Genomic DNA, 23753 nt, shown 5'->3' on the forward strand with positions numbered 1-23753 from the left:
CGCCGTGGTCCCCGCCGTCGCGGGCTCGGCGGCCGGCGGCCGGCTCGCGGTACGCGATGCGGTCGTCGCGCAGATCGCGCGGATCAGTGCGTTTCCCGCTGAGCAGTTGCACGAGGACCACCTCGTGGTCCAGGAGCTGGGCTTCGACTCGCTCATGCTGGCCGAGCTGATGGCCTCCGTGCGCGGCCTGTGGCCCGAACTCGCCGAACGGCTCACCGCCGGCTCGATCGCCGCCCGGCCGACCATCCGGGAGATCGTCGACACCCTCGCCGCGATGCTCGGCGCCGACGCCGCTCCGGTCACCCCCAAGCCCGAGATCATCCCGGTCACGACGGACGTCGTCGTCCCGCAGGAGCGGCGCATCGAGGACTTCCCCGAGGCGATCGCCCTGGAGGCGCAGCTCGCCGAACCCGGCGCGCGCAACCCGTACTTCCTGCTCCACGAGGGCACCGCCACCGCCGGCACCCGGATCGAGGGCCGCGAGCTGGTCTGCTTCTCCAGCTACAACTACCTCGGCCTCTCCGGCCACCCGGCCGTCAAGCAGGCCGTCGCCGAGGCCCTGGACCGCTACGGCAGTTCCGTCTCCGCCAGCCGCTTCCTCTCCGGGGACCGCCCGCTCCACCGCGAGCTGGAGGGCGAACTCGCCACCCTCCTCGGCACCGAGGACGCCGTCGTGATGGTCGGCGGCCACGCCACCAACGTGTCGGTCATCGGGCACCTGCTCGGCCCGGGCGACCTCGTCGTGCACGACGAACTCGCCCACGACAGCATCCTGCAAGGCTGCAAGCTGTCCGGCGCGCGGCGGCTGCCGTTCCCGCACAACGACATGGCCGCGCTCGACGAGCTGCTGACCCGGGCCCGGGCGCGCTACCGCCGCTGCCTGATCGTCGTCGAGGGCGTCTACAGCATGGACGGCGACCTGGTCGACCTGCCGCGCCTGATCGAGGTCAAGGAGAAGCACGGCGCGCTCGCGCTGGTCGACGAGGCGCACAGCATCGGCACGATCGGCAAGAGCGGCGGCGGCGTCGGTGACCACTTCGGGGTCGACCGGTCCCGGATCGACCTGTGGGTCGGCACCCTGTCCAAGTCCCTCTCCAGCTGCGGGGGTTACGTCGGCGGCTCGGCGGCCACGGTGCGCTACCTCAAGTACAGCGTCCCGGGCTTCGTCTACAGCGTCGGCATGACGCCGCCGAACGCCGCCGCTGCCCTGGCCGCCGTGCGCACCATGCGCGACGAGCCGGAGCGGCTGGAGCGCCTGCGCGCCAACGCGGAGCTGTTCCTCACCGAGGCCCGCAAGGCCGGACTGGACACCGGACCGAGCTCGGGCTCGCCCGTGGTGCCCTGCGTCGTCGGGGACTCGGTGCTCACGCTCAGGCTGGCCGAGGCGCTGTTCGACCGCGGGATCAGCGTCAATCCGATCATGTACCCGGGGGTGCCGGAGTCCGAGGCGCGACTGCGCTTCTTCGTCACCTCCGAGCACACCGACGAGCAGATCCACGCCACCGTCGCCGCCGTGGCCCAGGAGCTCACGCGGCTGCGCGCCGACGCGGCCGCGCCCACCCAGGCCTGACCGCACCTGCCTGAGCCCGCGTCACCCTCCCCTGCTCGAACCCAGGAGCTGGTTCCGTGCCCTCCACACCCACGCCCCCCGCCGTCGACCGGGCGGCCCCCGACCCCGTCACCGACCCGACCGCCCGCCGCCTCCCCGTCGCGCTGCGCCGGCCACGCCTGGTCCTGTGGCTCGCCGTGCTCTTCCTGGTGCTGACCGGGGCCCTGGCCGGCGGGGCGTCCGGCGCGATGAAGAACGGCGGTTTCGACGACCCGGCGTCCGACTCCTCACGGGCGGCGCAGCTGCTCGCGGCCGACTTCCCTGCCGGTCAGTCGAACCTCGTGCTGCTGGTGCAGGACCTTGGCGGCAGTGCCGACGCGCCGGAGGCGGTCGCCGCCGGCCGGCACGCGCTGGCCGTCCTCGCCGCGCAGCCCGGCGTCCACGTCGTCGACAGTTACTACGCCGGCGGTGATCCCGCGCTGCGCTCGACCGACGGGCACAGCGCGCTGACCACGGTGAACGTCAGCGGCGACGAGGACACCGTCGCCCGCGCGACCACCCGCCTGCACGACGCGCTGGCCCGCACCGGCGGGCCCGTCACCGTCCGGTTCGGCGGCGTCGCGCAGGTGACGAACGACCTGACGCAGCAGACCGACAACGACCTCGCCCTGTCCGAGGGGATCGCGCTGCCGCTGACACTGATCCTGCTGTTCTTCGTCTTCCGCGGCGTGCTCGCGGCCCTGCTGCCGCTGTTCGTCGGCGTGCTGTCGATCTCCGGCGCGCTCGCCGTGCTCTACGGGCTCGGGCAGGTGACCTCGGTCTCGGTCTTCGCGGTCAATCTGACCACCGCGCTGGGCCTCGGCCTGTCGGTCGACTACAGCCTGCTGATCGTCTCCCGCTACCGGGAGGAACGCGCCGCCGGTCTCGCCGGGCCGCAGGCGCTGGCGGTCACGCTACGGACGGCCGGACGCACGGTGGTCTTCAGCGGCGCGATCGTCGCCGCGGTGCTCGCCACCCTGGTGGTCTTCAAGCAGTACTTCCTCAGCTCCTTCGCCTACGCGGGCGTCGCGGTGGTGGCGATCACGGTGGCGTGCGCGCTGCTGCCGCTCCCCGCCGCGCTGCTGCTGGTGGGCGACCGGATCGACCGCTGGGCCTTCCGCCCGCGCAGGCAGAACCCGCCAGGGCCGGCCGAGACCAGGCTGTGGGGCCGGATCGCGGGCGCCACCATGCGCAGGCCGCTCCTGGCCGGGGCGCTCGTGGTGGGACTGCTCGCGGTGATGGCCTGGCCGCTCACCGGGGCCCAGTTCGGCGTGCCGGACGAACGGGCCCTGCCCAAGGGCTCGGAGAGCCGCGTGGTCGCCGACCTCGCCCGCGCCGGGTTCCCCGGCGACGCCGACAACGCCGTCACGCTCGTCTCCGCCCACTGGCCCGGAGCCGCCGCAGACCCCGAACTGGCTTCCTACGCCGCACGGTTGTCCGCTGTCGCGCACGTCACCTCGGTGACCTGCGCCGCCGGGAGCTTCGAGCACGGCCGGCAGGTCGCCCCGCCCGCGCAGGGCGCCGCGTTCACCGCGGGCACGGCCACGCTGCTGCGGGTGGACGACGACGTGGTGGCCTACTCCCCGGCCGGGGAGCGCCTGGTGCACGCCGTCCGCGCCGTCACCGTGCCGGCCGGCCGCGTCGTCCTGGTCGGGGGGCTTGCGGCCCAGTACGTCGACGTGACAGCGTCGATCGGCGACCGGCTCCCGCTCGCCCTGACCCTGGCCGCGCTGCTCACCCTGGTCCTGCTGGGCCTGGCGACCGGCAGCGTCCTGCTCCCGGTCAAGGCGGTGCTGTTCAACGCCCTCGGGCTCGGCGCCGTCCTCGGCGCGATGGTCTGGGTCTTCCAGGACGGGCACCTGGCCGGCCTGCTGGACGTCACCCCGGCACCCATCGCCGTCACCATGCCGGTGCTGCTGCTCTGCGTCGCCTACGCGCTCTCCATGGACTACGAGATGTTCGTGCTGTCCAGGATCAAGGAGCGCTACGGCCGCACCGGCGACCCGTACCTGTCGGTCCGCGAGGGCCTCGGCGGGAGCGGGCCCGTCATCACCGCCGCGGCGGCGATCCTCGCGGTCTCCTTCTTCTCGACCGCGATCTCCGGGGTCTCGCTCGCGAAGCTCTTCGGCATCGGCACCGGACTGGCCGTCATCCTCGACGCGCTGCTCGTGCGGGGCGTCCTCGTCCCGGCCTTCCTCCGGCTGACCGGCCCCGCCGCCTGGTGGGCCCCGGCACCGATGCGACGCCTGGCCCGGCGCTTCTCCGGCGCCGTCGGCGAGCACTGACGGTACGCCGGACCCCTCCTGTACAGAACGACGACCCTCACCATCACGACCGAGGAGAGATCGTGCACATGTCCCAGGCGACCCTCGTCACCGCGAACGGCACCAGGACGGCGAAGGAGATCACCGACGATGCACTGAGACTCGTGGCCCACCTGCGGCGTACCGGCGTCGAGCCCGGCGAACGCGTCCTGCTCAAGGCCGACAACTCGCCGTCCATGGTGACCGCGCTGCTCGCGTTGATGCACCTCGACGTGTCCGTGGTGCTGCTCGACGACCGGCAGACCGACCAGGAGTGCACCCGGGCGGCCGTCCTCACCAGGGCGCCCTGGGCGGTCTCGCACCGCGCGGAGGAGATCGCCCCGTACGTGCGCACCGTCCCGCTCGACGTCCTGGACGAGCCCGCGGCCGCACCGGACGAGACGGCGCTGGACTTCTCCGCGTGGGAGCGCCGCACCGACGCGCTGATCACCTGGTCCTCGGGATCGACCGGCCTGCCCAAGGGCATCGTCCGTTCCGGCGGGGCCCTGCTCGACGACCTGGAGCGGTCCAGGGCGCGGATGGGCTACCGGGCCGACGACGTGCTGCTGCCGCTCGTGCCGTTCTCCCACTTCTACGGCCTCACCCTGGTGCTGACCTGGTGGCGGCTCGGCTGCACCCTGGTCGTCACCCCGACCAACCGGCTCGACCAGGCCCTCAAGGTCGGCTCGGAGGCGGGCGCGACCGTCGTGGACGCCACCCCGTCGACCCTGCACAGCATCCTGAACCTCACCGAGCGCCGCCCGCAGCTCCTGGTGGAGCTCGCAGCCGTCCGCATGTGGTGTGTCGGCGGCGCGCCCATGAACAACACCTTCGCCGCCCGCTTCGCGGCCACCTTCGGGGCGCCCGTCCTCGACGGCTACGGCAGCAACGAGGCCGGCAACATCGCGCTGGCCAGCGTCGACAACCCCGACGGCTGCGGTCGCCCGCTCGACGGCGTCGAGGTGACCATCGTCGACGCGGCCGGCCGGCCGGTGCCGATCGGCAGCACCGGCGAGATCATCGTGCGCAGCCCCGCGATGATGGCCGGCTACCTGGCCGAGGACGGCGGCATCGCCCCGCTCGCCTCCGGCGCCTACCACACCCAGGACCTCGGCTACTGGGACACCAAGGGCAACCTCTACGTCGTCGGCCGCAAGTACGCCGTGCACCGCCTCGGCCACACCCTGTACCCCGAGTCCATCGAGCGCCGCGCCGAGGCCTGCGGCCGCCCCGTCAAGATCGTCGCTCTGGACGAGGAACGCCGCGGCTGCCAGCTGGTCTTCGTGGTCGCCGACCCGGACCGGGCGAGCGCCCAGCTGTGGCGTCGCGAGATCGACGCGCTGCTGCCCTCCTACGAGCAGCCCAACCGCGTCCTGGTCGTCGAGCAGTTCCCCCTGAACGCCAACGGCAAGCCCGACATGGTGGAGCTGCGGCGCCTGGCCCAGGGCGCGATCGGCGACATGTCCGCCCGCCCCGTCGTGCCCGTCCAGGCGCTGGCCTCCGCCGAGGTTCCGCTGCCCGACCGGCTGCGCGCCCTGCACGACCTGGTCGCCTTCCTGCGCGAGAAGGCCGGGTCGGTGGCCGACATCCTCACCGAGATATCCGTGCGGCGGGCCGTCGAGGAGGAGATCGAGGACTCGATCGCCACCCTGGAGGGCGCCGTCGAGGAGATGCGCCGCTACCGTCCCGGACGGGTGCCGCAGCTGGCCGGCTTCATGTCCTCCAACGTGGTGCTCTACTCCTACGTGCTGCACGCCGTGGTGCCCTCGCTCTTCGTCGAGCGGATCTCGCTGCGGCCCTCCAGCCAGGTGGCCGGGCAGACCCACCGGCTGCACGAACTGCTGGCCCCCGTGCACGGCCTGCCGATCGAGATGTCCCGGCTGAACCAGCGTCAGTTCGTGGGCGGCCCCGCCGCCGACGCCGACGTGGTGGTCTTCACCGGCGCCTACAACAACGCCGAGGACCTGCGCGGCAAGCTCCGCCGGGACCAGCTGATGCTCTTCTTCGGCCAGGGCATCAACCCGTTCGTGGTCGGCCCCGACGCCGACGGCGAGCGGGCCGTCGAGGACGCCATCCGCATCCGCCTGCACAACTCCGGCCAGGACTGCTTCGGCCCCGACGTCTTCTTCGTCCACTCCTCGGGCCGCGACCGCTTCGTCGACGGGCTCGCCAAGCGCCTCGCCGAGCAGCGACACGGCGAGTACGACGACCCGGACGCCGACTACGGCGCCGTGTACTACGACTCTGCGATCCGCGCCACCACCGAGTTCCTGCTGCGCAACCGCGCGTACGTGGTCCACGGCGGCGACGTCGACTTCCGCACCGGCCTGGTCCGGCCCACCGTCCTGGTCCGCGACATCGACGACCCGCTCGACATCAGCGAGTTCTTCTCGCCGCTGTTCAACGTCGTCGTCTACGACGACCCCGAGAAGCTGGAGAAGGTGCTCTTCTCGCCCTACTTCGCCGAGCGGTCCATGGGCGCCATGGTCTACGGCACCGAGGACGCGCTGGTGGAGAAGCTGCGCGACCGCCACACCGTCGCCGACAACCGCACCCTGCTCGACGTCGACAACGGCAACCACCCCTTCGGCGGCAAGGGCGTGATGGCCAACTACGCCGCCTACAACGGCAAGCGCAACGCCGAGCCGCTCCTGGTCTCGAAGGCCGTCGCCCAGTACGGAATCGGAGTCTGAGACAGCTGATGCTCCCGACCACCCATCCAAGCCCCTGGCACGCGGTGGTGGACGCCCTCGTCCACCACGCCGTCCCCACCGTCTTCGGCCTGCCCGGCGACGACCTCGGCGCCCTGCACGCGCTCGAGGACGCCCCCGTGCGGATGCTGCTCTGCCGCGACCAGCGCAGCGCCCTGTTCATGGCCACCGGCTACGCCCTCCAGTCCGGCCGGCCCGGCGTCTGCGTCGTCGGCAAGGGCCCCGCCGTGGCCAACGCCGTCACCGGTCTGCTGGAGGCGCACACCGCGCGAGCCCCGCTCGTCGTCCTGGCCGGCGGCACGGCGGCCAGGCGCCGCGACTCGGGCGCGTTCCAGGAGGCCGACCAACTCGCCCTGGTCCGCCCGGTGGTGAAGTGGGCCGCCCGCGTCGACCACCCGGACCGGCTGGTCCCGGTACTCGACCGCGCCTTCCTGCTCGCCACGACGGGCGCGCCCGGCCCGGTCTACGTCGAACTGCCCGACGACCTCCTCGACCACCCGATCGTCCGCACCCGCCCCTGGGCGGCCCCGCCGGAGCACGCGTCCGCGACGACGCTCGCCGAGGCGGCGGCCGGTACCGAGGACCCCGCCCCGCGTGCCCTTGCGCTGCTCCGCGGCGCGGAGCGGCCGGTCGTGCTCGTCGGGGGCGGGATGCGGCGCCGCAACGCGGACCGCCGCGTCGAGGCCCTGGCCGAGCGCCTTGGCGCGGCGCTGTTCAGCACCGCCTCCGGGCGTGGCGTCGTCGACGAGCGGCACCCCGCCTTCTGCGGGCTCGCCGGGCTCTACTCCCCGGCGGAGGTGGAGCCGGTCTGGGCCGAGGCCGACCTGCTGGTCACCCTCGGCAGCCGTCTGGAGGAGACCGCGACCTACCACGGCTTCGCCGCCGACGGCGTCCCCGTGCTCCAGGTGAACATCGACGCCGCCGGACTGTCCACGGAGTACCCCGGCCTCCACGTGCTGGGGGAGGGCAGCGCCGTCCTCACGCACTGGCTGCGCGCGCTCGGCCCGCGCCGGGCCGAGGCCGACCCCGCGTGGCCGGCCACCGTCGCGGACTGCCGCACCGCCGCCCACGCGGCAGCCGAGGCCCGCCTCGCCGAGCTGGCCGCGGACAGCGACGTGCACGTCGCCGAGGTGCTCGCCACCCTGGACCGGGTCGCGCCGGCGGACCGGATCCTGGTGCAGGAGAACGGCCTTCAGGACATGTGGTCCTACTTCTTCCCGCACTGGACCTGCGCGGCCGAGGCCGGTTCGGTGGTGCCCTCCGAGCAGACCACCCTCGGCTTCGGCGCGGCCGCCGCCGGAGGCGTCAAACTCGCCGCGCCCGACCGGCCGGTCATCGCCTTCGTCGGCGACGGCGCCTTCGCGATGGTGGCCAACGACGTGGCGACCCTCGCCCGGGAGGGAGTCGGCGTCACCTACGTGGTGCTGCGCAACGGTGGTTACGGCTGGCTCCAGTGCCAGCTCGACCAGCACGGCACCGAGGCGACCCGGTTCCACTTCCTGAGCGGGCAGCAGGGCTCCGACCTCCCGGTCCACCCCGCCGCCTGGCACGCCGTGCTGCACGACAAGGCCGCTCTCGCCGACCAGCTCACCGAGGCGCTCCTGCACAGCGCCAAGGGGCAGGTCGCGGTCCTCGAGATCCCGGTCACCATCGCCGACGCCCCGCCCGGCATCACCGAACTCGACGGCGACTTCCCCGGCGCCGCCACCAACCCCAAGCACGACGAACGGAGACCCACTGATGAGCAGTGAGTACGCACCGCGCCGCCGGGTGGTCATCACCGGCACCGGGGTCATCTCCCCGATCGGCCTGAGCACCGCGGCGTTCTGGGAGTCGCTGCTCGCCGGCCGCAGCGGCATCCGCCGGATCGAGAGCTTCGACGTCTCCGACCTGCCGACCCAGATCGCCGCCCAGGTCCGCGGCTTCGACCCGGAGCAGTACATGCCGCGCAAGGTGTGGCGGCGGATCGACCCGTTCGCGCAGTACGCCCTCGCCGCCGCGATCGAGGCCGTCGAGGCCGCGAAGATCGAGATCGACGAGGAGCTGGCCCCGCGCGTCGGCGTGCAGATCGGCTCCGGCTACGGCGCCAGCACCGTGCAGCAGCAGGTGACCCTGGGCCTTGAGCAGAAGGGGCCGCGCGGCATCGGCGCGTTCACCTCCGCGGCCTCCGCCATCGACAACGCCGCCGGCGAGGTCGCGATCCGCTTCGGTGCTAAGGGCCCCTCCGGCGCCATCAGCACGGCCTGCGCCAGCGGCACCTCCGCGATCGGCGAGGCGATGCGATGGATCCAGTACGGCACCTGCGACGTGGTCCTCGCCGGCGGCTCCGACGACTCGGTCACCCGCTCCGACATCGCCTCGGCCTGCTCCGCGCGCGCCCTGTCCCGTCGCAACGACGACCCCGAGCACGCCTGCCGGCCCTTCGACCGCGAGCGGGACGGCTTCATCATGGCCTCCGGCGCGGGCGTGCTGGTCCTGGAGGAGGCCGACCGCGCGATGCGGCGCGGCGCGCCGATCCTCGCCGAACTCGTCGGCTACGGTGCCAGCACCGACGCCCACCACCCCACCGCCCCGCACCCGGAGGGCGCGGGTGCGCAGCAGGCGCTGCGTGCCGCCCTGGCCGACGCCCGGATCGACGCCTCCGACGTCGACTACGTGAACGCGCACGGCACCAGCACCAAGCTCAACGACCAGATCGAGACCCTGGCCATCCGCAAGGTGTTCGGCGAGCACGCGACCCGGGTGCCGATCAGCTCCACCAAGTCGATGACCGGTCACATGATCGGTGCGGCGGGCGCGGTCGAGGCCATCGCGGCGATCCACGCGATCCGCGACGGGGTGGTCCCGCCGACCGTCAACTGCTTCGACCCCGAGGACACCGAGGTCAACTACGTGCCGCACACCGCGCAGGAGCACAAGGTCGACATCGCGGTGAGCAACTCCTTCGGCTTCGCCGGTCACAACGCCGTCGCCGTCCTGCGCGCCTGGCGCCCCTGAACCTGCTCCGCCCTTCCCGCACCAGACCCGACGAAAGGAACGCCATGAACACCACCGAAGAGATCCGCGAGGGCCTGGCCGACATCCTCCAGGAGGTCGCCGGCCTGCCTCAGGCCGAGGTCCAGCTCGACAAGTCCTTCGTCAACGACCTCGACGTCGACTCGCTGCTGATGGTGGAGGTCGTCGTCGCCGCCGAGGAGCGGTTCGGCGTCAGCATCTCCGAGGACGACCTGAAGGACGGCAGCACGGTCGGCGACCTCGTCCGGATCATCCAGGGCGTGCTCGCCACCGTGTGACGCACGACGTCCGGGGGTGCCGCGCGCCGGCACCCCCGCCGTCGAGGAAGGAACTGGTGGTGAACGCAGTAGCGCACAACCCCTTCGCGGCCGCCTCCGACGAGGCCGCGCGCTCCTATCACGGGCTTCACGACAACCGCCTGGTCAGGTTCGCGCCGCAGCCGTCCCCCGCCGATCCGGGGGCCGAGCTCGCCCACGCGTCGTTCCGGGACATGGTGATGAGCGACCCGTACCCCTGCGTCGTCGGCCGGGGGCTGCTGCGCCGCGGCGACTACCGGTTCGGCGTCTATCCGGCGCTGGGCACCGAGGCGGCGGCGCGGGCGGTCGCTGCGGACCTGTGGCAGTTCGTCCAGGACTTCCCGATCCGCTCGGAGACCTTCGCCTCCTTCGTGGCCGGCCATGACGGACCGGCCTGCCCGACCGAGGACGAGTTCGAGGAACTCCTCTGGCGGCACCTGCAGTTGCTGCACGATCTGGACCGCGAGCACCACGAGTGGAACGGAAAGGTCGGCGCGGACCCCAACAGCAAGGGGTTCTCCTTCAGCTTCGCCGGGCGGCCCTTCTTCATCGTCGGCATGCACCCGGGCTCCTCCCGGCTCGCGCGCCGGCCCGAGCGGCCCACCCTGGTGTTCAACGCGCACGAGCAGTTCGACATCCTGCGCGAGAACGGCCTGATGCCGCGCGTCACCCGGACCATCCGCTCCCGGGACCTGAAGCTCCAGGGCACGCTCAACCCGGCCCTGGCCCTCTTCGACGGCGACCACCCGGAGACCGTGATGTACTCCGGCCGGCTCCCCGAGCAGGGCTGGACCTGTCCCGTCCACATCGCCGCCCGGACCGCGACCTCCGACCCGGTGGTGGGGGAGTGACCACGACCAGACCCGCGGTCCTGGACGCGGTCGGCCGGACCTACCCGCCCGGCCGGCCCTACGAGGTCGGCCGCGAACACATCCGCGCCTTCGCCGACGCCGTCGGTGACGACTCGGCGATCTACCGCGACCCCGAGGTCGCCCGCGCCATGGGGCACCCGGACGTCCTGGCGCCGCCGACGTTCCCGGTCGTCTTCACCCAGCAGGCCGCCGAGCAGGTCACCGGCGACCCCGCGCTCGGGATCGACTTCTCCCGCCTCGTCCACGGCGGCCAGCGTTTCGTCTACCGGCGCCCGATCCGGGCCGGCGACCGGCTGAGCTGCGTCGTCGTCATCGAGGACGCCAGAACCGTGGCGGGCCACCTCTCCCTCACGCTGCGCACCGAGGTCCGCGACGCCGACGGCGAGCCGGTCCTGACGGAGTGGGCCACCCTGGTCGTCCGCGCGGACGACGCGTGAGCGGGCCTTTCGACGAGGCCGGGCCCGTCCCTTGGCGCCGCTGGGCCGCGCTGGCCGTCGCCTGCCTCGCCGCCCTGATGCTCGCCGTCGACGCCACCGTGGTGACGCTCGCCGTCCCCGCCCTGAGCCGCAGCCTGCACCCGTCGGCGACCCAGGTGCTGTGGATCGCGGACGTGTACGGCCTCGTCCTCGGCGGCCTGCTCGTCACCATGGGCAACCTCGGCGACCGGATCGGCCGTCGACGCCTGCTGCTGCTCGGCACGGCGCTCTTCGCGCTCGCCTCCACGGCCACCGCGTTCGCGCCGAGCCCGGCCTGGCTGATCGCGGCCCGAGCGGTGCTCGGGCTGGCCGGAGCCACGATCATGCCGTCCACCCTGTCGATCCTGCGCGCCGTCTTCACCGATCAGGCCGAGCGCGCCACGGCGGTCGGCCTGTGGAGCGCCGCCTCGGTCGCCGGCTTCGGCCTCGGCCCGGTCGTGGGCGGGCTGTTGCTCGGACACTACTGGTGGGGATCGGTCTTCCTGGTCGACGTGCCGGTGTGCGCCGTGGTGCTGGTCGCCGGACCGCTCGTGCTGCCCGAGTCGCGTGATCCCGCGCCGGGGCGGTTGGACCTCCCCAGCGTGGTGCTGTCCGTGGTCGGGCTGGTCGCGGCAGTCCACGCCGTCACGGAGGGCGTCCGCAGCGGGTTCGCGGGCCTGTGGGTGCCGCTCGCCGGGGCGCTGGGAGCGGGCGCGCTGGCGGCGTTCGTCCGGCGGCAGCGGCGCCTTGCCGCACCGCTGCTGGACCTGCGGCTGTTCCGGCGGCGGTCGTACGCGCTGTCGGTGGCGGTCGCGTTCGTCGCCCTGTTCGTCACGGCGGCGCTGTCGTTGCTCTTCGCGCAGTACTTCCAACTCGTGCTGGGCTGGTCGCCGTTGCGGTCGGGCCTGGCCGGGCTGCCCGGCGCCCTGGCGGCGGTGCTCGGGGGCGCGGCGGCAGCCCCGGCCGTCGAGGCGTGGGGCCACCGCCGGGTCGTCACCACGAGCCTGGGGCTGATGGCGCTCGGCTGTCTGCTCTACCTGCCGGTGGGTGTGGCGTCCGCCTACCCGTCGGTGCTGCCGCCGCTGCTCGTCCTCGGCGCGGGCGCCGGGCTCGGCGTCGCGGTCACCAACCGCGCCGCGGTCGACGCCGTCCCACCGGACCGCGCGGGTGCGGCGGCGGCCGTCTCCGAGACGGCCTTCGAGGTCGGCGGCGCGCTCGGCGTGGCGCTGATCGGCAGCATCGCCGACGCCGCGTACAGCGGCCGGGTGCGCGTGCCGCTCGCGGACGCCGTGGCGTCGGGTCGGTACATCCTGGCCCGGCCGGCCTTCGTCGGCGGACTCCACCTCGCCGCGCTGGCCTGCGCGGCGGTGGTCGCCCTCCCGGCCGCAGCCGCGGTCCTGCCCCCGCGCAACCGTCCTGACGCCCCGACCGAGCCCGACACGGACCAGGAGGTCGTGACAAGTGGTGCACGCTGACGTGAGCGTCGAACTGGCCCGGCGGGTGGCCGCGGCCGTCCACGCGGCCCTGGACCTGCCCATCTCCCCGGAGCAGGCGCAGGTCCGTCCCTCGAGGGCGGCCGGCGTCGACTACCAGAGCAACGTCGCGATGAGCCTGGCCCGCGCCACCGGCCGCGACGCGCGCGACATCGCCGCCGACCTCGTGGCGCGGCTGGACGCGGCCGACCTGGTGGAGCCGCCGACGGTCACCGGCCCAGGCTTCGTCAACCTGGTGCTCACCCCGGGCTGCCTCGCCACGAGCGCCGCCGCTCTCCTGGCCGACCCCCGGCTCGGCGTCCCGCCGGTCGAGCACCCGCGCCGGATCGCGATCGACTACTCCAGCCCCAACGTCGCCAAGGAGATGCACGTCGGCCATCTGCGCTCGACCGTGCTCGGCGACGCCATCAGCAGGATGCTGCGCTTCGCCGGCCACGAGGTCGTCCCGCACAACCACATCGGCGACTGGGGCACGCCCTTCGGCATGCTCATCGAGCACCTTGCCGACGAGGGCCTCGGCGACACCCCCGCGCCCCTTCAGGACCTGAACGCCTTCTACCAGGAGGCCCGCAAGAGGTTCGACGCCGAACCGGACTTCGCCGCCCGCGCCCGCCGCCGCGTCGTCCTGCTCCAGGGCGGCCACCAGGAGACGCTGACCCTGTGGCGGCGGCTGGTGGACGACTCGGCCCGCCACTTCGAGCAGGTCTACGCCCTGCTGGGCATCGCGCTCACCCCCGCCGACGTGCACGGCGAGAGCTTCTACAACCCGTTCCTGGCGGACCTGGTGAAGCAGCTGAGCACCAAGCGCCTGGTCACCGTCAGCGGCGGCGCGATCTGCGCCTTCCCGGAGGGCTTCACCAACCGCGACGGTGACCCCCAGGCCATGGTCGTCCGCAAGCGCGGCGGCGGCTACGGCTACGCCGCCACGGACCTGGCCACCGCCCGTTACTGGATCGAGGAGCGTGGCGCCGACGACCTCCTCTACGTGGTGGGAGCGCCGCAGTCACAGCACTTCGCCATGGTCTTCGCCGTCCTGCGCGCGGCCGGCTGGCTCACCGCCGGGCACCACGCCGAGCACATCGCCTTCGGCTCGGTCCTGGGCGAGGACGGCCGCACCATCCGTACCCGCGCGGGTACCTCGGTCAAGCTCGTCGACCTGCTGGTCGAGGCGATCGACCACGCGGGGCGCATCGCGGAACACCGGGAGGGACTGACGGACGCCCAGCGCGCCGAGGTCGCCCGCGCGGTGGGGATCGGCGCGGTCAAGTACGCGGACCTCTCCCACGACCGCCGCAAGGACTACGCCTTCGCCTGGGACCGCATGCTCGCGATGGACGGCAACACCGCCGTCTACCTCCAGTACGCCAACTGCCGTGTCCACTCCCTCCTCCGCCGCGCCGGCAGCCCGCTCGCCGCATCCACCCCGATCCACCCCACCCACCCGCGCGAACGCGCCCTCCTGCTGACCCTCCTCCAGTTTCCGGCGGCCTTCACCGCCGCCGTCCGCGACCACGCCCCGCACCGCCTCTGCACCCATCTCCACGCCACGGCCGCCGCCTTCTCCGCCTTCTACGCGGCCTGCCCCGTCCTGTCCGCCGACACCCGGTCCACCCGCTCCTCCCGCCTCGCCCTCTCCGCCCTCACCTCCCGGGTGCTGACCCTCGGTCTCTCCCTGCTGGGCATCGAAGCCCCGGAGCGGATCTAGGGAGCGGATCCGGTCAGCGGGTGACCAGGTCACCGGGCGTCTGCGCGGCGGACTCCGCCGGGGCTGCCGGGGTCGGACGCAGGCGTCCCGCCAGGGGGAGCATGGCCGCGGCGAAGGCGGTGATCAGCACGAAGGCCGCCGGGTAGGAGAGCCCCCCGGCGATCGCGCCTACGATCGGCGGGGAGACCAGGGAGGCCGCGTAGGTCAGCGTGGCCACCCCTGCCACACCCTCGCCCGGGGACGCGTGCACCCGGGAGGCGGCGCTGAAGACCAGCGGCACGTTGAGGGCGATGCCCGCGCCGATCAGGGCCAGTCCGAGGACGCAGACCCAGGCGTCGGGCGCGGTCACCACCAGCAGGCCGCCGGCCACGGCGGCCGAGGCTCCGACGCGGACCACGGCGACCGCGCCGAAGCGCCGCACCGCCCGGTCGCCCGACAGCCGGGTCAGCGCCATGGCGAGGTTGAACAGGGTGAACCCGGCGGTGGCCAGGGCGGGTCCGGCGTGGGCGACCCGGGTCAGGTAGACGCCGGACCAGCTGCCGGTCGCGCCCTCGACGAAGGTGCCGCAGAAGCCGACTGCGCCGATCGCCAGGACGGCCCGGCCGGGCAGCACGAAGCGGCGCGGCGGCGGACCGGCCTGGGCGAGGCCGCGCGGGGCGTCCGCGGGCAGGCCGCGCGCGCCCAAGGCGGCGAGGGGGAGCAGCGCGGCGGCGACGACGAGCAGCCGCAGCCGCGGGTCGACGTCCAGCCGGGCGGCGAGGATGCCCAGAGCGCCGGCGATCAGGCTGCCGGTGCACCAGAGCCCGTGCAGGCCGGAGATGATCGAACGGCCGAGTCGGCGCTCGATACTGACGCCCTGCCCGTTCATGACGACGTCGCTCATGCCGGCGAGCATGCCGAAGACGGCGAAGGCCGCGTAGAGCCAGGCTTGGCCCGGCACCAGGACCGGCACCGGCAGCAGCAGCACCCACAGGGCGATCAGCAGCCCGGTGGCGCGGCGCTCGCCGATCCGGTGGGCGAGCCGGGCGGCGGTGGGCATGGCGACGAAGGCGCCGATCGGCTGGCACAGCAGCACCAGCCCCAGCGTCCCGGCGCTCAGCCCGAAATGGCCCTGGAGCCAGGGGAGCGAACTGTAGAGGGAGCCTGCGGCGACTCCGTGGACAGCGAACAGCAGCGCGATGGCGCGATGGTGAGTCACGGTCAGAAACTAACAGGAAGGGTCCCTGATAGAAAGAGGAATATGCAGGGACCCTGCCTGTTGGCGCTACGATGCCCGCATGAAGACCGCCACCCCGGCCCTGGCGCGCGCGATCAACGACCGGCTCGCGCTCGACCTGCTGCTCGAACACGGCCCACTGAGCGCACCGCAGTTGCGCACCCTGACCGGCCTGTCCCGGCCGACGGTGGCGGACCTGATCGAACGGCTGAGTGCGGGCGGCCTGGTGCGGCCCTGCGGCGAGACCGGGGAGGAGAAGCGCGGCCCCAACGCCCGCCTCTACCGGCTGGTCGGGGAGCAGGCCCATGTCGCCGGCGTCGACATCCGCCGCAGCGGCACCTTCGTCACCGTCGCGGACCTGGCGGGCACGGTGGTGGGCCGGGCCGAGCGCCCCGCCTCGGCCGACCTCGTGCGGAGCATCCGCGAGGCCGTCACCGAGGCGGCGCGCGGGCGGTCGCTGCACGCCGCCGTCCTCGGCGCGCCAGGGATGGTCCACCCGCACACCGGCCGCTCCGACGGGGCCTGCGACATGGGGGTGTCCGGCTGGGACCCGCAGGTGCCGGACCGGGTCCAGGAGTTGCTGGGGGTGGAGCGGCTGGTGCTGGAGAACGAGGTCAACCTCGCCGCCGTGGCCGAGCACCGCGCCGGGGCCGCCCGCGGCCGGGAGGACTTCGTCCTGCTCTGGCTGGACGAGGGCGTCGGCGGCGCGGTGGTGCTCGGCGGCCGGGTCCGCCGCGGCGTCTCCGGCGGCGCGGGCGAAGTGGGCCATCTGGAACTCGACGGGGACAACCTGTGCTGCGCGCTCACCCCCGCGGTCCGGCCGGGCGGGCCCGGCTTCGACCGGTACGCACGCCAGGTCGCGCGCGGGGCGGCGGCGATGGTCGCCGTTCTCGACCCCGGCCTCGTCGTCCTGGGCGGCGCGGCCGGCCGCACGGGTGGCGCGGACCTCGCCGACGCCGTCTCCGCCCACCTGTCCGGCCTCGTCCCGGTGCCGACCGAGGTGCACGCCACCGCGGTCGACGGCAACCCGGTCCTCCAGGGCGCCGTCCTCACCGCCCTGGACCTCGCCCGCGACGCCGTCTTCGGCTGACTCCCTGCCGATGCCCGGCTTCAGGCCCGGCTCCAAGCCCGGCTCCAAGCCAGGGTCCTCGTCGGGGAAGCGCGCGACCAGGAGGGCGTTCCCCGGCAGGACGGTCTCCGCGCCGGGAGTACCCGGACCTCGGCCCTACGGGACGTTCCACGCGTCGAGGAAGGGCTGTCCGTCCTCTTCGGTCGCCAGGAAGCTGAGCGTGCCCGGGTGCGGGTGGCCGAGGAGGCGACTCGCGGAGGGGTCGAGGCCGAGCCAGCGGACGGTGAGGATGCGGGCCAGGTGGCCGTGGGCGACGACGGCGACGTCGCCGTCGCGCAGCAGGGGGCGGGCGCGTTCCAGGAAGGCGTCGGTGCGGGCGGCCACGTGGGCGAGCTGCTCGCCCGGGTGATCGGCGTCGCCCGGGACGACGCCGTCGCGCCACAGGTCCCAGCCCGGCCGTGACGCGCGGATCCGGTCGGCGGTCAGGCCCTCGTAGCCGCCGTAGTCCCACTCCAGCAGGTCGGGATCGGGCTGGGCGTCCGTCAGGCCGGCCAGCTCCGCCGTCCGCGCGGCGCGACTCAGCGGGCTGGTGAACACCGCGACCGGACGGCGGTGCGCCAGGCGCGGGGCGAGAGCCCTGGCCGAGGCCTCGCCCGCGGCGGTCAGCGGGACGTCGGTCCGCCCCGCGTGCCGGCCGGACAGGCTCCACTCGGTCTGGCCGTGCCTGATCACGATGAGTTGACCCACGGTCGCGCACGCTATCCGATCATGGGGCGCACCGGGAGCGCTTTCGCCTGGTGCAACCTTTTGGTTGCGCGATGGGTCGCGGATGTGCAACCGTTCGGTAGCACGTTCGTTCCGACGAGGCGAGTGAGTGAGGTTGCCGTGATCCCCGACCTGATCGAGCGCACCATCGTGATCCAGGCCCCCGTGACGCGGGTCTGGTCCGTGTTGACCGAACCCGCCTTTCTCGGACGGTGGTTCGGCAGCGGGGAGGCGGTCGGGATCGACCTGCGCCCGGGTGGCCTGCTGGTGTTCGACCACGGGGTCCACGGCGTCCTCCCGGCGCGGATCGAGACCGTCGAGCCGCCGCGCGCGCTGTCCTGGCGGTGGTCCCAGGGCGCCGCGGGCGTGGAGCCGGACGCCACCAACTCCACGCTGGTCGAGTTCACGCTGACCGAGGGCGAGACCTCGGGAAGCACCCGGCTGACCATGGTCGAGAGCGGCTTCGCGCGTCTCGCCCTCCCCGATGAGGCCGCCGCCGAGCGCCACCTCGCGAACAGCGTCAACTGGCCCGGCAAGCTGGACGAACTGCGCACGGGCTGCGAGCAGACCCGCGTATGAGCGACACCGCCGAGCCCGGCCGGGCGCCGGAGGACGTGCTGCTCGCGCTGGCCGACGCGACCCGGCGCGAGGTGCTCGCCGTCATCGCCCGCGAGGGCGGCGCCACCTCGACGTCCCTGGCCGCGCGTCTGCCCGTGACCCGCCAGGCGGTGGCCAAGCACCTGTCCGTGCTGGAGCGCGCCGGGTTGGTGCGGGCGCGCCGGATCGGCCGGGAGGTCCGTTACGAGGCCGATCTCCAGCCGCTCAGGCAGACCGGCCAGTGGATGGCTACGCTCGCGGCGGTGTGGGAACAGCGCCTCGACGCGATCAAGGAGCTGGCGGAGAGCGGGTCGGAGCCGGAGTGAGGGGGAGCGAGGGGGAGTGGCGCGGTGAACGCGTTCGACGCGGGTGAGCGCCGGATGTGGGCGGATCGTGCCGAGCGGCCGGTCTGCCGCATGCTGCGGTGGGACCACCGGGCCCCCGCCGAGGAGCGGTGGAGCGGCGCCGCGGCGGGGCTGGGCTCCGTCGGCGTGCTGCTTCAGGGGCGGCCCGAGGCGGTCCGCGCGGAGGCGAAGCGTCACTTCGACCCGCCGGCCCAGGAGTTCCTCGGCGCGGACGGCCCGCTGGTCCTGCCCCACGCCGCGCTGCCGGCCGGCGCCCGCCGCTGATCGTGCGGGCGCCGCGGTAGTAGGGTCGGGTGATGCGTGGCAACAGGATCGGGCCGGGCGCCCGGCATGAGGCAGACGTCCCCGTGGCCGAACCGGAACAACCGGAGCCCCTCGCCTGGCCGCCCGCCCCGATCAGGACCGGGCGGCTCGTGCTGCGCCAGTCCGACGCCCGGGACCGCGCGACGATCATCGACCTGCTCGCGTCGTCGGCGGTGAACACCTACCTCGGTGGACCCCGATCGCGTGACGAGCTCGAGAGCACCCTGCCCGAGACGCCCGAGAGCCGCCCCGGCCTCTTCGTGGTCGAACGCGACGGCGCCATGATCGGCACCGTCGAGCTCAACCGGCGCGACGCGGAGCGTCGCAGTGGCGTTCGTGAGGATGACGGGGAGGCCGAGCTCGGCTACCTCTTCCTGCCCGAGGCCTGGGGGTACGGGTACGCCGCCGAGGCGTGTGCCGCGGTGCTCGGCTGGTACTCCGACGCGCGCCCCGGCGAGCCGGTGGTGCTCCGCACCCAGACCGCCAACGATCGCTCGATGCGCCTGGCGGCGAAGCTGGGGTTCACCGAGGTGCGACACTTCCAGGCCTGGGGCGCCGAACAGTGGATGGGCGTCCGGTCCGCGCGGACGCCGTCCGCTTGACGCGCGAGAACCGCCCCGGCTGCCATAAGGCCAGCCGGGGCGGTTCGGCCCCCCGGGGGTGTGGTCAGCGGCGGCCGTAGCGGCGCTCGAAGCGCTCCACGCGGCCGGCGGAGTCCATGACGCGGGCGTTGCCGGTGTAGAAGGGGTGGCTCGCCGAGGAGACCTCGACGTCCACGACGGGGTAGGTGGCGCCGTCCGCCCACTCGACGGTCCTCGCACTGGTGGCGGTGGACCGGGTGAGAAAGGCTGTGCCGGCCGCGCGGTCGCGGAACACCACGGTGCGGTAGGCGGGGTGGATGCCGTTCTTCATCTCGTGGTTCCTCTCGGTCGGATGCGAGGTTGCGAGGTTGCCCGGATGCGGAGTGGTCCGGACACGGGTGCCGCTGCGGTCAGCGCTCCTCGCGGAACTCCGTGTGGCGGCCCGCGACCGGGTCGTACTTGCGCAGGACCATGCGGTCGGGGTCGTTGCGGCGGCTCTTGCGGGTCACGTAGGTGAAGCCGGTGCCGGCGGTGGAGCGGAGCTTGATGACGGGGCGCAGTTCACTGCGGGCCATGGACGCTGCCTGCCTTCCTATGTGAAATGGAAGTCGTTTGCATCTTCCGCCCCTCACAACACCGGCACCTGGCGACGCATTCCCGTGCCGCCTGCCGCCTGCCGCCTGCCGCCTGCTGCTCTCAACGCTCCGGAGCGGCGATCTCTGCCCGCGCCAACTGCGCGGTGAGGACGGCGGGAGCCTCCCGCAGCGAAGGCCCGTACCAGGTCAGGTGGCGACCGCTGACCAGCGCCGCCGGGAGGCCGGGAAAGGCCTCGGGCCCGTCGGGGGCGGTGAACCGGTAGGGCTCGTCCGGCAGCACCACCAGGTTCGCGCCGCTCGCCCGCAGGCTGTCGAGGGGGACGGCGGGATAGCGCTCGGCGTGGTCGGCGTAGAGCTGCTCGACGGACAGGCGCCGCAGCAGGTCGCCGGCGAAGGTGTCCCGGCCGAGGACCATCCACGGGCGGCGCCAGATCGGTACCACCGCACGTCGCGGACCTCCTGGGAACGGGAACCGGAACGGGGACGCGGGCGCGGCCCAGGCCCGCCTCGCCTCGTCCAGCCACCCCGGCACCGGCAGCCCGCAGGCCACGGTCAGCAGCCGCTCCAGTGAGCGGAACGCCTGGTCGAGGGTGCGCACCTCGGTGACCCAGACGGCCACGCCCGCGGCCCGCAGCGCGGTGAGGTCGGCGGCGCGGTTCTCCTCCTCGTTGGCCACCACCAGATCCGGCCGCAGCGCCACGATCGCCGCGACGTCCGGGTTCTTGGTCCCCCGGACCCGGGCGACCTCCAGGCCGACCGGGTGGCTGCACCAGTCGGTCGCGCCGACGAGCAAGCCGGGTGCGGTGACGGCGATCGCCTCGGTGAGGGAGGGAACGAGCGAGACCACCCGCTCGACCCGGCCGAGATCGAGCGTGGTGCCCTGGTCGTCGACGACGGCGCGCGGCCGCGCGAAGTCGCTCATCCGGCCACCGTAGCCGTGCACGCGTCCGGCGCCCTGACCGGACGGTGGAACGCGCCGGGCGGAACGGCATCCGGCAGCGGGGCGAGGACGTCCGCGATCGCGCAGGCCGCGCTCGGGCCGGGGTGGACGGCGGGCTCGCCGTGCCTGCGGCGTTCGCGGTCCCGCTCGGCGCCCTCCCGCACCGCGGCGTGGACGGCGCGCGCCACCCGCGCGCCCCAGAGCGAGCGCGGCCCGCCGAAGAGGTCCGCCGTCTCGCCCGGCGCCGCCTCCCGGACCGCCACGCACACCGCGTCCGACGGTGTGCCGGAGCAGTCGTAACCGGCGTCGAGCAGCGCCTGCACCTTCGCCTCGGTCGCGGTGGCCAGCAGATTGACCAGCCCGGCGTCCGACACCGGCGCGGGGACCACCGCGAGGATGTTGATCGTCCCGGGCCGGAACCCGTTCGCCGAGCCGCCCGCGGGCACGGGGGCGGCCGCCCACGTGGGCACGCCGATCCCCGTCGTGACGACGGCGGTGGCACCCTCGTCCTCGGCCCAGGTGACCTCGTCGACCTGAGCCGCCGTCATCAGCCCGACGCCGTCGCCGGCGAGGTCCTGCGCCGCGGCGAGCTCGGCCAGGTGGCGCTCGGGGTCCATCCGGCCGTAGCCGGGCCGCACCTGCGCGTTCAGCACCCAGCCGCGCGGGCCGACGCCGCCACCGAGGACCGCGCTGCTGACCATCCGCCAGCCCGGTCCGGCGCGCCACACCAGCAGATGCCGGCAGGCCCCGTCCTCGAACCGTCCCGCCCGTGCCACCACCGGCCGCCGCATGCCTGCTCCCGTTCCCCGACGAGGCGCCATCATCGCAGCTCAGCGACCCGGCGCCGCGGGCGGGGCGGTCAGGGCGCCGAGGGGCCCGGTGGGAGCAGCAGCGGGGCCAGCAGCGGCTCGTAACGACCCACGACCTCGTCCGGGGCGAGCCGGCCGAGCTCGTCCGCCTGCACCATGGCGAGCAGGGCGCCCAGACCCAGCAGGACCCCGACGGCGAGTTCGGCGCGCAGCGCGGCGTCCGGCCCGGTGAGGCGTGCGGCGAGGCCGCCGACCACCGTGGCCTTGAAGTCGGCGCGTGCCTGCTCGCCCTGGTCCTCGTGCTGACGCGAGAACGCGATCCGCAGGATCGGGTCGCGTGCCTCGCCGCGCTGCACGGCCAGCACGCGCAGCACCATGTGGCGGGGGAGCTCCTCCAGCGGCGCGTCCAGCAGCGCGGCGGCGTCGTCCGCGAACGAGAAGACCCGCTGGAACAACTGCTCCTTGGAGCCGAAGTACTTGATGACCAGGGCCGGGCTGACGCCGGCTCGCTCGGCGATCTCGCCGACGGTGGTGTCGGCGTAGGCGTGGCGGCCGAAACAGTAGCGGGCGGCGTCGAGGATCGCGGTACGCCGCGCCTCGGGGTCGCGCCGACGCGTCATGCCTGGCCCTCCTTCGCGGGAACCACGGTCTGCCCGGGCAGCGCGCCGGTGGCTCCGGTACGGCCGGGGAGCAGGGCGCTGCCCGCGCACGCTACCAGGGCGACGGCCCCGGCCAGCGCGAACGCGGTCTGATAGCCCCTCAGCGTGCCGCCGCTGAGCGCCTGCGCGACGGCCGCGCTGCACAGGGCCTGACCGATGGTGCGCATCAGCACGTTGATGCCGTTCGCGGCGGCGGTGTCGGCCGCGGGGACGGCGGCCATCACCAGCAGCGGCAGTGCCGAGTAGACCAGCGCCGTGCCGACGGAGACCACGGCCGCGCCGAGCAGGACCGCCCACAGCGCACGGCTGTCCGCGATGCGCAGCAGATAGCCGAGGGTGATGACCGCGCTGCCGAGGGCGACGGTGGCCTTGGGTCCACGGGCGCGGGAGAACCGGGCGGAGACGGGGGCGAAGACCACCATCACCAGACCGGTCGGCAACAGGCACAGGCCCGCCTCGGCGACCGAGAGGCCCAGGCCGAAGCCGGTGCTGCGCGGCTCCTGGACGAGTTGCACCGTCACCAGCGAGTTGGCGTAGAAGGAGAAGCCCGCCAGCAACGCGGCCAGGTGCGGCAGCAGCACGCTGCGCGCGGTGGTCAACCGCAGGTCCACCAGCGGTTGCTCGGTGCGCAGTTGGCGACGGCTCCAGAGCGCGGACACCAGCACGGCCGCGCCCGCGGAGCCAAGGACGCCCGCACTGGTCCAGCCCCACGCCGCTCCCTGCGAGAGGGCCAGCAGCAGGGCCGTCAGCGCGGTGGAGAGGCCGATCGCACCGAGCCAGTCGAAGCGCACGCCGCGCGCGGCGGAGGGCCGGTCCTCCGGGACGACCCGGGCGACACCGGCCAGCGCCGCCGCAGCGACCGCACTGGTCGCCCAGAACATCCAGTGCCAGTCGAAGCGCTGGACGAGCAGGGCGGCCAGCGGCAGCCCGAGGGCCGCGCCGATCCCGACCGTGGAGCTCATCAACGCCACTCCCGAGCCGACCCGCTCGGCCGGCAGCCGCGCACGCAGCAGGCTGATCGCGAGCGGGATCACCCCGGCCCCGGCGCCCTGGACCGCGCGGGCCGCGACGAGCAGCGTGATGTCCGAGGTGAGCGCGCACGCGACGGACCCGAGGGTGAGCAGCGCGAGCGAGAGCAGCATCATCCGGCGCCGTCCGAACTGGTCCCCGGCCCGGCCCAGCAGCGGCGTCGCCACGGCCCCGGCCAGCAGCGTCACCGTCACCAGCCATCCCACCTGGGTGGGGGAGGCGTGCGTGAGGCGGGGCAGCGCGGGCAGCAGCGGGACGATCGAGGTCTGCACGAGCGTCGCGGCGACCCCGGCGAAGGCCAGCACACCGAGGACGGCGCGCCCGGCGGGTGTCGGGCGGTCCAGGGCGGTGCTGCGCGCGGGCGCGGAGGTGGGCATGCGGCGTCC

22 protein-coding genes and 1 pseudogene are annotated in these 23753 nt (G+C 74.0%); 15 read left to right on the plus strand and 8 right to left on the minus strand.

Translation table 11 applies throughout. The annotated features are described in order from the left end of the window. Positions 1–4: 4 nt before the first annotated feature. From ABH931_RS08020 to argS, 10 genes are all read left to right on the plus strand, one after another. Positions 5–1570, plus strand: coding sequence for an aminotransferase class I/II-fold pyridoxal phosphate-dependent enzyme (locus ABH931_RS08020; RefSeq protein ID WP_370111309.1), 1566 nt, complete (start codon positions 5–7; stop codon positions 1568–1570). Positions 1571–1626: 56 nt separating this feature from the next. After that, complete coding sequence (locus tag ABH931_RS08025) at positions 1627–3873, plus strand: MMPL family transporter (protein WP_370111311.1); 2247 nt, start codon at positions 1627–1629, stop codon at positions 3871–3873. A gap of 68 nt (positions 3874–3941) precedes the next feature. Beyond that, a complete protein-coding gene (locus ABH931_RS08030) occupies positions 3942–6584 on the plus strand; it encodes an aldehyde dehydrogenase family protein (protein ID WP_370111313.1) in 2643 nt (880 codons plus the stop codon). 8 nt (positions 6585–6592) lie between these two features. Beyond that, positions 6593–8353 carry a thiamine pyrophosphate-binding protein gene (locus ABH931_RS08035; RefSeq protein WP_370111315.1) on the plus strand — a complete coding sequence of 587 codons (1761 nt, stop codon included), beginning with the start codon at positions 6593–6595 and terminating at the stop codon, positions 8351–8353. After that, positions 8343–9599 (plus strand): beta-ketoacyl-ACP synthase II, encoded by a 1257-nt coding sequence (gene fabF, locus ABH931_RS08040; protein ID WP_370111316.1) that lies wholly within the window; start codon positions 8343–8345, stop codon positions 9597–9599. Before ABH931_RS08035 ends, fabF begins: the two co-directional genes overlap by 11 nt. 44 nt (positions 9600–9643) lie before the next feature. Then, complete coding sequence (locus ABH931_RS08045; RefSeq protein WP_370111318.1) at positions 9644–9895, plus strand: acyl carrier protein; 252 nt, start codon at positions 9644–9646, stop codon at positions 9893–9895. 59 nt (positions 9896–9954) lie between these two features. Next, the gene (gene gntA, locus ABH931_RS08050; RefSeq protein ID WP_370111320.1) at positions 9955–10764 is read left to right on the plus strand and encodes a guanitoxin biosynthesis heme-dependent pre-guanitoxin N-hydroxylase GntA; all 810 of its coding nucleotides are present in this window, start codon (positions 9955–9957) and stop codon (positions 10762–10764) included. Continuing rightward, positions 10761–11222 carry a MaoC family dehydratase N-terminal domain-containing protein gene (locus tag ABH931_RS08055; protein ID WP_370111322.1) on the plus strand — a complete coding sequence of 154 codons (462 nt, stop codon included), beginning with the start codon at positions 10761–10763 and terminating at the stop codon, positions 11220–11222. The genes gntA and ABH931_RS08055 overlap by 4 nt, the downstream gene beginning before the upstream one ends. Further along, the gene (locus ABH931_RS08060) at positions 11219–12715 is read left to right on the plus strand and encodes an MFS transporter (RefSeq protein ID WP_370111323.1); all 1497 of its coding nucleotides are present in this window, start codon (positions 11219–11221) and stop codon (positions 12713–12715) included. Before ABH931_RS08055 ends, ABH931_RS08060 begins: the two co-directional genes overlap by 4 nt. A gap of 1 nt (position 12716) precedes the next feature. Further along, a complete protein-coding gene (argS, locus tag ABH931_RS08065) occupies positions 12717–14438 on the plus strand; it encodes an arginine--tRNA ligase (RefSeq protein WP_370111325.1) in 1722 nt (573 codons plus the stop codon). 13 nt (positions 14439–14451) lie between these two features. Here the strand turns inward: argS and ABH931_RS08070 are convergent, their stop codons facing one another. Continuing rightward, positions 14452–15636 carry an MFS transporter gene (locus ABH931_RS08070; RefSeq protein WP_370111326.1) on the minus strand — a complete coding sequence of 395 codons (1185 nt, stop codon included), beginning with the start codon at positions 15634–15636 and terminating at the stop codon, positions 14452–14454. Between the two features lie 79 nt (positions 15637–15715). On the opposite strand from ABH931_RS08070, the gene ABH931_RS08075 reads away from it, so the two are divergent. Beyond that, entirely contained in the window at positions 15716–16744 is a 1029-nt protein-coding gene (locus tag ABH931_RS08075) for an ROK family protein (RefSeq protein ID WP_370111327.1), read from the plus strand. Between the two features lie 135 nt (positions 16745–16879). On the opposite strand, the gene ABH931_RS08080 is transcribed toward ABH931_RS08075, so the two are convergent. Then, the gene (locus tag ABH931_RS08080; protein ID WP_370111328.1) at positions 16880–17470 is read right to left on the minus strand and encodes a histidine phosphatase family protein; all 591 of its coding nucleotides are present in this window, start codon (positions 17468–17470) and stop codon (positions 16880–16882) included. A 138-nt stretch (positions 17471–17608) separates the two neighbouring features. Here ABH931_RS08080 and ABH931_RS08085 point away from each other — a divergent pair, with 138 nt between their 5' ends. The 4 genes from ABH931_RS08085 to ABH931_RS08100 are packed head-to-tail and all read left to right on the plus strand — an operon-like array spanning position 17609 to position 19355. Continuing rightward, the gene (locus tag ABH931_RS08085) at positions 17609–18067 is read left to right on the plus strand and encodes an SRPBCC domain-containing protein (RefSeq protein ID WP_370111329.1); all 459 of its coding nucleotides are present in this window, start codon (positions 17609–17611) and stop codon (positions 18065–18067) included. Next, positions 18064–18411, plus strand: coding sequence for an ArsR/SmtB family transcription factor (locus ABH931_RS08090; protein WP_370111330.1), 348 nt, complete (start codon positions 18064–18066; stop codon positions 18409–18411). Before ABH931_RS08085 ends, ABH931_RS08090 begins: the two co-directional genes overlap by 4 nt. A 24-nt stretch (positions 18412–18435) precedes the next feature. Further along, positions 18436–18714, plus strand: coding sequence for a hypothetical protein (locus ABH931_RS08095; RefSeq protein WP_370111332.1), 279 nt, complete (start codon positions 18436–18438; stop codon positions 18712–18714). A 32-nt stretch (positions 18715–18746) separates the two neighbouring features. Beyond that, positions 18747–19355 carry a GNAT family N-acetyltransferase gene (locus tag ABH931_RS08100; RefSeq protein ID WP_370111333.1) on the plus strand — a complete coding sequence of 203 codons (609 nt, stop codon included), beginning with the start codon at positions 18747–18749 and terminating at the stop codon, positions 19353–19355. Positions 19356–19419: 64 nt separating this feature from the next. On the opposite strand, the gene ABH931_RS08105 is transcribed toward ABH931_RS08100, so the two are convergent. The 6 genes and pseudogenes from ABH931_RS08105 to ABH931_RS08130 all read right to left on the minus strand — a co-directional run bounded on the left by ABH931_RS08105 (position 19420) and on the right by ABH931_RS08130 (position 23744). Beyond that, positions 19420–19665 (minus strand): type B 50S ribosomal protein L31, encoded by a 246-nt coding sequence (locus ABH931_RS08105; protein WP_370111335.1) that lies wholly within the window; start codon positions 19663–19665, stop codon positions 19420–19422. Positions 19666–19744: 79 nt separating this feature from the next. Then, positions 19745–19909 (minus strand): 50S ribosomal protein L33, encoded by a 165-nt coding sequence (gene rpmG / locus ABH931_RS08110; RefSeq protein WP_370111336.1) that lies wholly within the window; start codon positions 19907–19909, stop codon positions 19745–19747. Positions 19910–20030: 121 nt separating this feature from the next. Continuing rightward, the gene (locus ABH931_RS08115; protein ID WP_370111338.1) at positions 20031–20852 is read right to left on the minus strand and encodes a helical backbone metal receptor; all 822 of its coding nucleotides are present in this window, start codon (positions 20850–20852) and stop codon (positions 20031–20033) included. A gap of 173 nt (positions 20853–21025) precedes the next feature. After that, positions 21026–21691: pseudogene (locus tag ABH931_RS08120) on the minus strand (adenosylcobinamide amidohydrolase); the annotation flags it as partial. 38 nt (positions 21692–21729) lie between these two features. Further along, positions 21730–22299, minus strand: a complete 570-nt coding sequence (locus ABH931_RS08125) for a TetR family transcriptional regulator (protein WP_370111340.1) — start codon at positions 22297–22299, stop codon at positions 21730–21732. Next, positions 22296–23744: an MFS transporter gene (locus tag ABH931_RS08130; protein ID WP_370111341.1), complete on the minus strand. Its 1449-nt coding sequence runs from the start codon at positions 23742–23744 to the stop codon at positions 22296–22298. Before ABH931_RS08130 ends, ABH931_RS08125 begins: the two co-directional genes overlap by 4 nt. Between the last annotated feature and the right edge of the window lie 9 nt (positions 23745–23753).

Origin of the sequence: Streptacidiphilus sp. MAP12-33, from assembly GCF_041261265.1 — a bacterium.
Classification (GTDB): Bacteria; Actinomycetota; Actinomycetes; order Streptomycetales; family Streptomycetaceae; genus Streptacidiphilus.

What these genes read in the sequence shown, in the direction of transcription:
- ABH931_RS08030 (WP_370111313.1), top strand. Translation starts at nt 3,942, where the DNA reads ATGTCCCAGGCGACCCTCGTCACCGCGAACGGCACCAGGACGGCGAAG.
- ABH931_RS08035 (WP_370111315.1), top strand. Translation starts at nt 6,593, where the DNA reads ATGCTCCCGACCACCCATCCAAGCCCCTGGCACGCGGTGGTGGACGCC.
- fabF (WP_370111316.1), top strand. Translation starts at nt 8,343, where the DNA reads ATGAGCAGTGAGTACGCACCGCGCCGCCGGGTGGTCATCACCGGCACC.
- ABH931_RS08045 (WP_370111318.1), top strand. Translation starts at nt 9,644, where the DNA reads ATGAACACCACCGAAGAGATCCGCGAGGGCCTGGCCGACATCCTCCAG.
- ABH931_RS08075 (WP_370111327.1), top strand. Translation starts at nt 15,716, where the DNA reads ATGAAGACCGCCACCCCGGCCCTGGCGCGCGCGATCAACGACCGGCTC.
- ABH931_RS08090 (WP_370111330.1), top strand. Translation starts at nt 18,064, where the DNA reads ATGAGCGACACCGCCGAGCCCGGCCGGGCGCCGGAGGACGTGCTGCTC.
- ABH931_RS08100 (WP_370111333.1), top strand. Translation starts at nt 18,747, where the DNA reads ATGCGTGGCAACAGGATCGGGCCGGGCGCCCGGCATGAGGCAGACGTC.
- ABH931_RS08105 (WP_370111335.1), bottom strand. Translation starts at nt 19,665, where the DNA reads ATGAAGAACGGCATCCACCCCGCCTACCGCACCGTGGTGTTCCGCGAC.
- rpmG (WP_370111336.1), bottom strand. Translation starts at nt 19,909, where the DNA reads ATGGCCCGCAGTGAACTGCGCCCCGTCATCAAGCTCCGCTCCACCGCC.
- ABH931_RS08115 (WP_370111338.1), bottom strand. Translation starts at nt 20,852, where the DNA reads ATGAGCGACTTCGCGCGGCCGCGCGCCGTCGTCGACGACCAGGGCACC.
- ABH931_RS08125 (WP_370111340.1), bottom strand. Translation starts at nt 22,299, where the DNA reads ATGACGCGTCGGCGCGACCCCGAGGCGCGGCGTACCGCGATCCTCGAC.
- ABH931_RS08130 (WP_370111341.1), bottom strand. Translation starts at nt 23,744, where the DNA reads ATGCCCACCTCCGCGCCCGCGCGCAGCACCGCCCTGGACCGCCCGACA.